Source organism: Dermatophilus sp. B7861-1 (genome assembly GCF_058996045.1).
The window spans coordinates 122,603-134,432 of sequence record NZ_CM180082.1; the positions used below are offsets into that span (position 1 = coordinate 122,603).

At 62.8% G+C, this 11,830-nt stretch carries 11 protein-coding genes; 7 read left to right on the plus strand and 4 right to left on the minus strand.

Going from position 1 to position 11,830, the window contains the following annotated elements:
- Positions 1 to 203 precede the first annotated feature (203 nt).
- The 6 genes from AC2T9U_RS00505 (at position 204) to AC2T9U_RS00530 (ending at position 7,044) form a co-directional block, all read left to right on the plus strand.
- The gene (locus AC2T9U_RS00505; protein ID WP_493696261.1) at positions 204 to 785 is read left to right on the plus strand and encodes a TetR/AcrR family transcriptional regulator; all 582 of its coding nucleotides are present in this window, start codon (positions 204 to 206) and stop codon (positions 783 to 785) included.
- Complete coding sequence (locus tag AC2T9U_RS00510; RefSeq protein ID WP_493696262.1) at positions 785 to 1,942, plus strand: MFS transporter; 1,158 nt, start codon at positions 785 to 787, stop codon at positions 1,940 to 1,942. Before AC2T9U_RS00505 ends, AC2T9U_RS00510 begins: the two co-directional genes overlap by 1 nt.
- The gene (locus tag AC2T9U_RS00515; protein WP_493696263.1) at positions 1,939 to 4,317 is read left to right on the plus strand and encodes a PEP/pyruvate-binding domain-containing protein; all 2,379 of its coding nucleotides are present in this window, start codon (positions 1,939 to 1,941) and stop codon (positions 4,315 to 4,317) included. Before AC2T9U_RS00510 ends, AC2T9U_RS00515 begins: the two co-directional genes overlap by 4 nt.
- A 304-nt stretch (positions 4,318 to 4,621) precedes the next feature.
- Complete coding sequence (locus tag AC2T9U_RS00520) at positions 4,622 to 5,569, plus strand: ABC transporter ATP-binding protein (RefSeq protein WP_493696264.1); 948 nt, start codon at positions 4,622 to 4,624, stop codon at positions 5,567 to 5,569.
- Between the two features lie 3 nt (positions 5,570 to 5,572).
- Positions 5,573 to 6,319: an ABC transporter permease gene (locus AC2T9U_RS00525; RefSeq protein WP_493696265.1), complete on the plus strand. Its 747-nt coding sequence runs from the start codon at positions 5,573 to 5,575 to the stop codon at positions 6,317 to 6,319.
- Positions 6,320 to 6,441: 122 nt separating this feature from the next.
- Positions 6,442 to 7,044, plus strand: coding sequence for a GNAT family N-acetyltransferase (locus AC2T9U_RS00530; protein ID WP_493696266.1), 603 nt, complete (start codon positions 6,442 to 6,444; stop codon positions 7,042 to 7,044).
- Here AC2T9U_RS00530 and AC2T9U_RS00535 read toward each other — a convergent pair whose 3' ends face one another.
- Positions 7,045 to 8,313, minus strand: a complete 1,269-nt coding sequence (locus AC2T9U_RS00535) for a threonine/serine exporter family protein (RefSeq protein WP_493696267.1) — start codon at positions 8,311 to 8,313, stop codon at positions 7,045 to 7,047. It abuts the gene before it with no gap.
- 148 nt (positions 8,314 to 8,461) lie between these two features.
- Positions 8,462 to 9,370, minus strand: coding sequence for an N-acetylglucosamine kinase (locus AC2T9U_RS00540; RefSeq protein WP_493696268.1), 909 nt, complete (start codon positions 9,368 to 9,370; stop codon positions 8,462 to 8,464).
- 41 nt (positions 9,371 to 9,411) lie between these two features.
- Here AC2T9U_RS00540 and AC2T9U_RS00545 point away from each other — a divergent pair, with 41 nt between their 5' ends.
- Entirely contained in the window at positions 9,412 to 10,161 is a 750-nt protein-coding gene (locus AC2T9U_RS00545) for a FadR/GntR family transcriptional regulator (RefSeq protein WP_493696269.1), read from the plus strand.
- Positions 10,162 to 10,173: 12 nt separating this feature from the next.
- Here AC2T9U_RS00545 and AC2T9U_RS00550 read toward each other — a convergent pair whose 3' ends face one another.
- Both AC2T9U_RS00550 and AC2T9U_RS00555 read right to left on the minus strand, forming a co-directional pair.
- Positions 10,174 to 10,863 (minus strand): N-acetylmannosamine-6-phosphate 2-epimerase, encoded by a 690-nt coding sequence (locus AC2T9U_RS00550; RefSeq protein ID WP_115031810.1) that lies wholly within the window; start codon positions 10,861 to 10,863, stop codon positions 10,174 to 10,176.
- Between the two features lie 10 nt (positions 10,864 to 10,873).
- Entirely contained in the window at positions 10,874 to 11,794 is a 921-nt protein-coding gene (locus AC2T9U_RS00555) for a dihydrodipicolinate synthase family protein (protein WP_493696270.1), read from the minus strand.
- Between the last annotated feature and the right edge of the window lie 36 nt (positions 11,795 to 11,830).

The window sequence follows — 11,830 nt, forward strand, 5'->3', positions numbered from 1 at the left end:
ATTCGCTGCCTTTTTAGGCAGTTTCTGTCTGTTGGAACAGTAACCCCGTGGTTGGGTGCTGCTGGGTGAGGGTGTGGTGGCTGGTGGGCGTTGTGGGGGCGTTGATGTCTTCCTTGCAAACCCGAACCCCGCACAACATCGTCGGTTGAATGAGTCAGATATGCAATGTTGACCGCGGTCATGAATAGAGTAACCATAATATTATGGTTACGAGCGCGCGAGTGGCGCGGCGCAAGGAGTCCACACGACAAAGGATCGTCGAAGCGGCGATGGCCCTGTTCCTAGCCCAAGGATTCGAACGGACGTCCGTGGCGCAGATCTCCGAGGCGGCCGACATCGGCAAGGGCACCTTCTTCACATACTTCGCAACGAAGCAGGACGTGCTGTCCTTCCTCGGCGAACAGGTCCTCGACACAATGAAAGCCGCAGATCGCCCCGAGGCAGCGGCGCCCGAGCGACTAAGGTCCATCTTCGCTGCCGCCGCCGACTGGTTCGCAGCGAACGAGGAGCCAGCTCGGCAGATGTGCATCGCGCGCCTGTCCACGCTGACCAGCCGAGACGTGACATCCTCTCGCGAACCCCTCCTGCAACTGCTCGCCATGATCATTAGGGACGGAATGGCCGCCAATGAGCTCCGCCCTGTCAACCTCGACTCCGCAGTGATGCTGCTCGCCTCTGCCTACTTCGCTCCGGTTGTTGCCTGGGCTTGGAGCCAGAGCGACCGCCCCCTGGCAGACCAGTTATCGGCGCAACTGGAATTAGCGCTGTCAGCGCTGGCGGTCTAATGACCACCCCATCCCTGCATCCGAAGGCCGCCTTGACGACGGCCCTGCTGGGGATGGTGGCCTCCACGCTGCAACAAACCCTGCTGGCAACCGCGACACCAACGATCGTCACCGAGCTCGGACACCCCGCCTGTTACGCCTGGGTAACCAGCGCCTATCTACTGACGTCCACCCTTGTCCTGCCGGTCGCCGGGATCTTCACCGATCGCGTGGGAGCTCGGCGAACGTACGCCTGGGGATTGACAGTCTTCGGCATGGGCACATGCGGGGTCATGGCATCCACATCAATGGGCTCCCTCATCGCATGCCGTGCAGTACAAGGTTTCGGGGCCGGCATGCTCATCCCCGCAGCACTCGCAGTCATGGGGCTGTTCAAGCAGGACCAGACCCGTGGACGTGCGTTCGGGCTGATGGGCGCAGCGCAGGCGCTCGCGAATGTTGCGGGACCTCTTCTGGGTGGCTGGTTCACCAGCGGGCCCGGGTGGCGTTGGATGATGGCGGTGACGATGCCGTTCATCCTCACCGGATGGGTGCTTGCCGGGATCTCGATGCCCACCGCTGCACCTGATGATGTGCCCCGCAGGCAGTTCCGCTGGGGAAATATGCGCGCTTCGGTGGTCACGAGGTCGTTGATCTCCCTCCTATGTGTGTCGTTTCTCGTGGGTGGAATGACGGTCGCCATCGTGACCTATTTGCCGTGGACCTTGGCCACTGTGCACCACAGCAATGTCGAGTTGATCGGTCGCAGCTTGGTGCCAGTTCTTCTCGCGGCTGCAGCAGGCAGCGTTGCCGGTGGGGTGCTGGCCGGTCGTAAACGCATGCTGACCTGGTGTTGGGGCGTCGTTGGGGCATCGCTGCTGTTGGCGTTTGGAGGGCGGCAAACGTGGCTCATCGCCGCAGGAGTGGGGGTCAGCTTCGGCTGCGGTGCAGCCCTTCCTCTGGTGTTGGCGCAGGTCCAGGCTATGGCTGATGAGGGCTGTCTCGCCTCGACATTGTCTCTCGTCCAACTGGCACGGCACGGTGGCGCAGCCATCGTGGTACCCCTCATCGGGCTCTGGCCCGCCTACATCCAGGGCCCCGCCGCGAGCGATGGTGTGTTCGCTTCCCTCCTGCTAGTCGCGGCGTGTGGCCTTCTTGTCTCCCGGAGAACCTCATGATTATCGGTTTTGACAACGCCACTCTGGCGACTGCAGGCGGCAAGGCCGCGAACCTCGGTGAGCTGTGCCGTGCAGGACTGCCGGTGCCAGAAGGCTTCGTGATTGACGCCGACACGTATCGCGACGTGGTGCGGCACCTCGACGTATCCCGGTTGCTCACCGATGGCGCGCCTGCCGTGCGGCAGGCCGTTGAAGCGCAGTCGGTCCCCGACGGGCTGCGTGCCTTGGTCAGCGCACATCTCGACGCCTGGGGGAAGCAGGTCGCGGTTGCGGTGCGCTCGTCCGCGACGGCTGAAGATCTCCCAGAAGCTTCCTTCGCAGGACAGCAGGAAACCTTCCTCGGTGTCGTCGGCGTTGACTCGATCATCAACGCCGTGCAGCGGTGCTGGGGTTCGATGTGGACTGAGCAGGCTGTGGATTACCGGCAACGCAACGGCTTCGACCATGCCGACGTCGCGTTGGCCGTGGTGGTGCAGCGCCTCGTCGATGCCCAGACCGCCGGGGTGATGTTCACTCGAAATCCTGTCACCGGCGCCGATGAGTCCTTGATCGATGCTTCGTGGGGATTGGGCGAGAGTGTCGTATCCGGCGCTGTGACACCAGACGAGTTCCGCGTCGCTGACGGCACGATTCTCGAATGCCGCGTGGGCGCTAAACAGACCCGCATCGACCGCGACGGCGCAGTCACACGCACGACTGACGTCCCCTTGGCTGACCGTGAGCGTGCGTGCCTGACGGAAGAGCAGGTTCTGCGTCTTGCCGCACTCGGGCGCCAGGTGGAAGACCATTTCGGGATGCCGATGGATGTCGAATGGGCATTTGTCGCTGACAAACTGTGGGTTCTACAGGCTCGACCGATCACGACCGCTGTCGTCCAGAGCCAGGCATGTGAGGCTGCGACGGCAATGGCGCCCACGAGGACAGTGAGCGGGCGCCGTATCGGCAGGCTCTCCCGGGTCTTCCACCAAGATCTCATCGAACACTATCCAGGCCCCTATCCGTTGGATGTCGCCGCCATCGTCCCACTGCATCGCCAGCTGCAGGCCGGGATGGCCACGATCGGCATCGAATCCACTCCGATCGACGAGCTCGTGAACGTTTCCGACGACGGCACAGTCACGGTCGCTCACCCCGATGTGCGCGTCGGGTGGGGCGTACTCCGACTCCTGCGTTACCAGGCGCCGGACCCGGCCGGTTGGCCCGCTGCCGAGGAGGCCTTCCGGGGACGGTTGTGTGCTGTGCTGCCCGCCAATCTGGCAACGGCTGCCGACACTGCACTGGCCGAACACCTTCAGGCGGTGTTGAGCATCGTCGACGACATCGCCCGCGTCCGATTCCTTGACTACGTCGGACCTGCCCAACTGACCGGAGCGCGCCTGGGCTGGTATCTGCGTCTCGCTCGCCGCACCGACCTTGACGCCCATGACCTACTCGGTGACCTCGACTTCACCACGGCTGTCATCGACCACGAACTGCGACGTCTAGCGCTCTTGGACCCCGCTGACTCGGCGTACCGCCGTGCCGTTGAGGCGTTCCTCGCCGTATACGGTGCCCGCACGACCAAGCTGTATCTGCCCTTCTCGAACCGCTCGTGGCAAGAAGAGCCGACTGTGCTCGAGGCCACCGTCGCCGCGATGAGGCGGGCCGACTTCGGCGGACACCTGACGAAATCTGGGCCGCGGCACGAGGACCTTGTCGCCGAAGTCCGTCGGCGTTTGCCTCGCCTGATGCGTCGCGGGTTTGACCGCGCGGTGACGCACTGGCGAGACGGCCACGTCGCGCGGGAGGCGTCCGTATACCTCATCGAGGAGGCCTACGTCCTTGCACGCCGCGTTACCGACGAGATGGCCGAACGTCTTCGCACCCGGGGTGCGCTGGAGCGGATCAATGACGTCAAGTACTTGACGCTGGAGGAGATCGTCGCAGGTCTATGGGGTGATCTGCCGATCGAGCAGATCCGACAGGTCGTTGCTGCGCGAGCGGCTGCCAGGCCGGGAGCGGCCGCAGCCTGGTGGGCCTGGGGCACTGACGCGAGTAAAGGGGCGATCACAGGCACACCCGGCAGCCCCGGCACTGCGACCGGACCGGTACGGCTCATCACTGGGCCGGAAACATTTGATCGCCTCCAACCCGGTGACGTTTTGGTTTGCCAGTACACCGACCCGTCGTGGACGCCGTTGTTCGTGTTGGCTTCCGCCGTCGTCGCGGACACTGGTGGCCGCTTGTCTCACGCGGCGATCGTCGCCCGTGAGTACGGCATCCCCGCGGTCATGGGCGTCGGTAACGCCACTACGACGCTGCGGGACGACGACGTCGTTACTGTCGACGGCAGCTCCGGCATCGTCGCACTGGCTGAGCGGCGTCCCGCGTGGTGACACCCCAACCAGTTTTCTTGACACTCGGAGTGTCTGAAAGTGCCAAGGCAGTGTTGAGGTTGATATGCGCGCAGCAGAGCGTTCTCATTTGGGCTGTCATTGATGTTCTGTCATTTACGGGCTCTTCTCACAGTTGAGCATGGGTGAGGGTGGTGAGGTCTTCTTCGAGGAAGATGAGGGTTACCAACCCGCCCTAACGGCTCTTTCAACACATCCACGTCACCGAAAATCGATTCGGAATCCCCACACGAGAAGAGGCGCTCATGGCAGAAATAACGGGATTGGCGTTGACCGGAGTTGCATCATGAGCAGCCCGAAGCCCAGTGAGGAAGAGGTCGTCAAGGTTAGAGGCGCGGTCAAGCGGTATGACGGCGTACCGGTGCTGGACGGACTAAATGTGACGGTCCATGACGGTGAAACCTTTGGGATCCTTGGAGTCAACGGTGCTGGGAAAACCACTCTCATGGAGTCCATCGTGGGGGGACGGCAACTGGATTCGGGTGAGATCTGGGTATGTGGCCACTCACCACGCCGGGATCGTCTCGCAGTCGCGAGGCAACTCTCTTTACAGCCGCAGTCGTCTGCCCTGTACAAGCACTTGACGGTGCGAGAGTCAGTCCAGATGTGGGCTAGTTTCTACCCCGACCCCGTGGATCCTGACGTGGCAATCAACGACGTCGGACTTCTTGACGAGGCTAAGAAATTGGTCGGCAAGCTCTCGGGAGGGCAACTCCAGAGGCTGCGTCTGGCGCATGCGCTTGTCGGCAATACAGAGGTGGTTCTCTTCGATGAGCCAACAGTCGGGCTGGACCCTCTGGTTCGGGAGCAGGTATGGGAGATCATCCTCAATCGCGCCGGCCGAGGGGCAGTTCTGCTCGCGACGCAGATGATGGACGAGGCAGAGGCCCTGTGTGATCGCGTCGCCATCATTCACCGCGGGAAACTGATGGCACAGGGAACTATTGAAGAGCTGCTTGCCTCCTATGCCTTTGAAGGCAGCATCTCCTTCAAGACGAGTAGCAGTGTGAGCAAGCAGATGCTGAATGCCCTGCCCGGTGTGGTGTGGAGCAGCATCGTCGAGCATCGCGGCCTGAACACTGTTCGCCTCATTACACAGGACAGAGAGGCGAGTCTGCGCGCGCTGCGCAACACACGTACCACTCGTCCCGATTCCGTGCGCACACGCCCACCCAGCCTCACCGATGTTTTCCTATCCACCGCAGGGGGCGACGTCACCGATCAACGAGGATGAAGAATGAAAGCTTTCCGTGCGCTGAGTTCCGCGAGTTTGAAGGAGCTGCTCCGCAATCCGCTAACAACGTTCCTATCGTTGGTCTTTCCCATGACGTTCAGCATCATGTTCTTTGTTATGCCGGACCTGCGCCTATCCAACGGTCAGACCGTCTCGGCGCTGGAGTTCGGGCTACCGGCTGTTTTCTTATTCTGCGCGTTGACCCTTGGACTGTCAGGAACAGCCGCTCCGATGGCGGTGGACCGCAAGGACGGCGTGCTGCGCAGTCTTGGGATGGCCCCGATCTCCAAAACGGTGTTTCTCCTTGCCCAGCTGCCTGTGCGGATAGGCGTCATCGTTGTCGAGTTGGGGATGATCACGCTGCTCGCCATCCTGACTGACAGCTTCCATCCAGGTAACACCTGGCATGTGGCGCTCGGTCTGATCTTGGTGGCAGCCTGCAGCCTCACGTTGGGACTGTTCCTGGGCGCACGTTCCGATAACCCTGGATTGACCGGCGCGCTTGCTGGCTTCGTGAGCCCGGGCCTTCTCTTTCTCTGTGGCGTCTTCTTGCCCTACCGAATGATGCCTGGCTGGGTTGAGGCCGTCGGACTTGCCCTCCCATTCACTTACATCGCCGACATGCTGCGCGCTGGGCTCAGCGGAATCACCCCTGCCTACTCGCTTCTCACCGGTGTCTTGGTGTCGCTGGCGTGGGCAGTCGCTATGTTCGTGGCCGCTTTCATGACCTTCCGTTGGGATGGGAGGTAACAGGAACGTCAAGTCCTGGAGGTCATGGGCTTAACCACGTGTGGCGTTTCTCGGGTGTGGTTTTGAGTGAAACGTGTCGGGTTGGGGCGCCGGGAGTGGGTGGTGTCGCGGAAGATCGGAGCATGGCTGATTCTGTCATCGAGATCCGATCCGCCCGTGCCGATGAGATGCCTATCGTGGCGGCCGTGCTGGCGAGGGCGTTCGCCGATGATCCTGTGACCAGGGGAATGCTCGGCGGCGCGAAAAATCAGGAGCCGCTGTTCAGCGCGTGGATGGAGCGTCTGTTGCCGCAGCATCACCTAACGCGAGGGGCTATCGACGTCGCCGTCGAGGACGGGACGGTCGTGGGTGCGGCGGCGTGGCTGGCGCCGGGGGAACTCGACCTGTCCGTGCGGGAACGGGCCCGGATCTACGGGCCTCTCATGCCGGCATTGGGGTGGCGCATCGCCACTATCTTCGTTCAGGAGGTCCGCGACGCTCAGACACACCCGAGCACCCCGCACTGGTATCTGCATTTCATGGGAGTGACCACGCCCGGGAAAGGCATCGGAGGCATGCTCCTGGATCACGGCATCGACCGCGCTGGTCAACACCCCTGCTATCTCGAGGCCACCACCCCTGGCAGCGTCCGCCTGTACGCCCGCAAAGGGTTCGTTGACATCGGTACCTCAGCGGCAGCTAGTGGCGCTGAGGCGCAGGTTCGTATGTGGCGCAGCGCTGGGTGATCAGGAGGTTTGGGCTGATCGGCGCCGTTTCGCGGCGTGGCGGCGACGTTGGGCGATGGTGATTCCGCGGGCAGCAGTGGATCCGAGCATGATGCCCAGTGCGATGGAGGAGAAGATCTCCGCGGACATGAGAAGCGTCGCGCCGGCAGTGGCGGGGGCGAGTCCGAGTTGTGCTACCGACACCAGGCCCAGGGAACCGGGCACGAGCAGCCAGAACGCGGGTAGGAAGATGACGAGGCGGGGAAGCTGTGGCCGGTAGAGCTCGATGATGGCGGCGCCGAAGCTGGCGACCATCGCGCCGAGCAAGGCACCGAACCACGGCGCTCCCGAGAGGTTCTGGCCGATCATCTGGGCGGTCAAGGTGATTGTCAGCATGAAGGCGATCCAGCCGATGAGGCGCGGTGGGACGGACTCCATCGCGCTGATGCCGACTGTCAGGAGCAGAACACCGACGAATGGCGCCCACAAACCGAGGTCACCGCGGGTGCTTGTGTCGAGTAGCGATGGTGGGATGCGCAGGATCCATGCTGCCCCCGCGATACCCAGCGAGAAGAGGAGTAGCTGGCCCGCGCCGAACACGAGTCGGGAGGTTCCTGCCGTCATGGCGCCGCTGGCGAGTTCGGAGATGCCGGTGGTGATGAGCGCCCCGGGCAGGAGGACGGCGATCGGTGGCAGCAGACTGCGGATGGGATTGTCGATGAGGCCAGCCATCGCGGCTCCGAAGGCACCGACGGCGACGAGGAACGCGACGAGGAACGGGAGCATGGCTCCCAGGGCGGCGCGCCCACGGGACGCGCGCATGAGGGTGGCGGTGACCTGGCCTGCGAGGATGGCGAAGAGGATGCTTGGCCAGGCGGGTTGGAGAATGAGGGCGATGCCGGCGCCGACGCAGAGCATGCCGCCGTTGAATTCGCCGAATCCGTACCTGTGTGGCATGGCGCGCAGACGGGAGAGGCGTTCGAGGGCGTCGGTGGGGGTGAGGTCGCCGCGCATGAGTCCGGCTCGGATGTCGTGGACGTCGGCGCTTTGGTCTAGGCGCAGGGTGCCTTCGACGGTCTCGAATGTGGCAGGTGTTCCTCCGCCGAGGGAGAGGATGATGCCGGTGGGTGAGGCCGTCACTTGGACGCCGTGGTGTCCTAAACGTGTTGCGAGGCGGCGGATGTCGGCTTCCACCTCGTGGACGGGTTGGCCGCCGGCAACGGCGGCAGCGGCCAGGTAGGTGAGGAGTCGGCGCAGCTCGGTGTCGGCAAGGGGGGCGGGCGGCTGCATGGGGTCCTCTCCTGGCAGGGACGTGAGGGGGTGGCCCGGGCAGGGCCGGGGCGAGCTGATGTTGGTTCTGTTCCAGGGTAGGGAGGTGGGAGCGGTGAGGGGGTATTGGGGTGTGGTCGTGTTCTGTGTGGGGTCTGGAGGGCAGGGGTCACCGGTTGGCGGTGGAGATGTGTGTGAACAGCACCGATGAAGCATCTAGGGCGTCGAGCAGGGCGGCTCCTTCCAGGGAGCTCCCGGCGCAGGTGGTGATGCGTGCCTGAGGGAAACGGTCCCGGACCTGGGCTTGCACGCTGGCGCGGATGAGGTTGCTGGTGAATACGTTGCCTGTGGTGCACACGGCAGGGTCGGTGCGGTTGTCTTCTCCTACGCGGTGCAGTGCAGTGATAGTTGAGTGCGCTAGCTGTGTGGCTGCTTCTTCACAGATGGTGCGGCACACCGCATCTGTTGCGGCTAGCTCAGCTGTGGTTTTCGCCCACGCGGCGATGCGTCGCACTCGATCGGGGTCGGACTGGAGCTGCACGTATGCGCTGCCCAGATCAGGAAACGCCTCCTGCACGAGGGGGGTTAGGGCAGTGTGTGGGCCACGCCCATCAAAGTCACGCAGTACGGCTTCAAGAGCGGCGCGGCCTATCCAATAGCCGGATCCGGCATCGCCGAGCAGATGCCCCCACCCATCGACGCGGGCGAGGCCGTGGCGTCCTGCTGCGATTGTGACTACTCCTGTGCCTGCAGCAGTGACTACTCCTGTGGTGTTTCCTACTGAGCCCAGGTAGCTGGTGATTGAGTCATGAGCGAGCCGAACCTCGGTGACAGCAGCGGGTAGCAGTGTCAGTAGTTGATCGGCGGTGTCATTGGTGCTGATTCCAGAGGCGCCTACCAGCACCCGGGTTGGGCTGGTTAGTGGCAGCGAGGAGATGATCGCGGCGATCTGGGATAGTGCTGACGCTGAAGAGGTGATGCCGGGCCGTTCAAGCTGGGTGATTAAGCCTTCATGGCTGGTTAGGCGGCAGCGCGTCCCAGACTGTCCTACGTCAAGGGCCACGGTGGCGGCGGTCATAAGTGTTTCTCCTTGTCGATTGTGGTTGAGGTAAGAGCAATATGTGTTCGTTCCTCTGGGAGGATGCCTCCATGTGTGCTGCTCTTCCCCAGGCGGTAGGTGCGAATTTGAACCCTGCCGCCCGCGCGATCTTCGACTGGATCCTTGCCTCCGATCTGGTTCAGGGAGATCCGCTGCCGGTGGAGCAGGAACTAGCTGAGCAGTTCACGATGGCGCGCGGCACGGTACGTGAAGCGATTCGGGAGCTGCGAGCTTTGGGGATTGTTGAAGTTCGTCGTGGCCTGGGCACGTATGTGGGCGCGGCATCGATTGACGCGATTCGGCCGAGTCTGGTGTTCCGGTCACTGAAGTCACCTACTGGTGGGGATAGCTGTCGCGACTTGGCAGGCATGCGGGAGCTGGTTGAAGTGCGGGCATTGCTTGAATGCTCACTGGTGGCAGAAGTGACGGGGACGTTGTCGCCGCAGACGGGGCAGCGGCTCATGGAGTTGGCCTCCCGGATGGATGGGACGTCCTCTCACGCTGAAGACGATCGGTCTTTTCACCAGTTGCTGTACTCCGGTGTCTCGAATGCCTTAGCTACGGAGCTGATTGATGTGTTTTGGGATGCGTTCCATTGCGCGCAGGACCGCATCCCGTCAACTCCTGCGGTCAGTGCCACGAGCCAGCAGCACCTGCTGATTGCTCAGTGCGTCATGGGGGATGACCCGAACGCTTCGCGGCAGGCGATGTGGCATCACTTCGATGACATTCGTTCCCGGTTGGCGTTGGCTCACCGCGCTGCGCGGTGAGCTGTGTGTTCTTCACTGCTGCAGGGCGTTCACGAACCATCCGGTGATGCTGGTGGGGTGGGTGATCGCTGTTCCTACCACCACGCTGTGTGCACCTAGGTCGAGTGCTTGTCGTGCTTGAGCGGGGGTGTGTATCCGTCCTTCAGCCACTACTGGGCGTGCACCATCGAGGTGGTGCACCAGCTGTTCGATGACTTCTAGGTCAGGTCCGTCGCTGCGGGGGCGTTCATCGGTGTATCCGCACAAGGTGGTGCCGATCAGGTCTGCCCCGGCTTCGGCTGCGGCTAGGCCATCGGCGAGGGATCCGCAGTCGGCCATGACGGGAAGGTCGAACTCTTCTTTGAACCGGGTGATTGTTTCGGCCAGGGTGAGTCCGTCGGGGCGGGGGCGTCGGGTTCCATCCAGGGCGATCACGTCGGCGCCAGCAAGTGCGACAGCGCGGGCGTGACGCAGGGTTGGGGTGATGAAAACTCCCTGTTCGCCGGCTTTCCAGATGCCGATAACAGGGACTGTGGTGCGTCCTTTGACTGCTGCTACATCAGCGATCCCTTGGGCCCGCACAGCGACAGCGCCGCCGTGTTCAACAGCGGCAGCCATTTGGGCCATGGTTTCGGGGTGGCGTAGGGGTTCACCTGGGTAGGCCTGGCAGGACACTACGAGTCCGCCGCGCATTTTCTCAATCATCGTGTTTTCTTTCCGCATGGGCAGGGGTTTATTGGAGCATGCCGACGCGGCGCAGCACGGCAGCTACGCGTTCGACGTTTTCCCCGGTGAGGGTGGGGGTGGGGACGCTCATTGTGTTGCTGGTGATGATGCCGAGTAGGTGCATCGCTGTTTTGAAGGCGCCGACTCCGGCTGCTGGGCCAGTGACGCCGACCGGGGCGAACACGATCTCGAACAGGGCTGCGGCTGTGTCTTGTTCGGCGCGTACTGCAGCCCAGTCGCCTTCACGGTAGGCCTTGTACATGGCGACGTAGGGGCGGGCGTCGACATTGGCTAAGCCGGGAACAACACCGTCGGCCCCGGACATGAACGCTCCGTCAACGACTACCTCGTGCCCGGTCAGCACGGATAGAGGTGACCCGGCGGCTTTGTTGGCTGTGACCAGACGGCGGAAGGAGACGTCGTCACCGGAAGAATCTTTCACTCCGGCTATGGCGCCTTCTCTCCCCAGCTCGACAAGGAGGTCTACGGGCAGTTTTACGTGAACGCATACGGGCAGGTCGTAGGCGAAGATAGGCAGGTTGGTGGCGTGATGGAGTGCACGGAAGTGGTTACTGATTTCGGTGGGGCCGGTGATGGCGTAGAACGGCGCGGTGGCGACGACAGCGTCGACTCCGATGTGTTCGGCGCGGCGGATGTGGCTGATTACTCGCCGAGTTTCGGTGTCGATCACGCCGGCCAGGATGGGTGCGCGTCCGGCGGTGATGCGTACTGCTTCTTGTAGGACGTGGTCGCGCATGTCATCTTCGAAGAACGCCACTTCGGAGGTTGATCCGAGAATGAAGAGGCCGTTGACGCCGTGGGTAAGGAGACGGTTGATCACTTTCTCGAAGGAGGGAATGTCGAGTTCTCCCTGTTCGGTTAAGGGGGTGACTACTGGGGGGATAACGCCAGTGAAAGCAGTGCTCATAGGGGTGTTTTTCCGTTTCTAGCTTGGTTGGTTGAT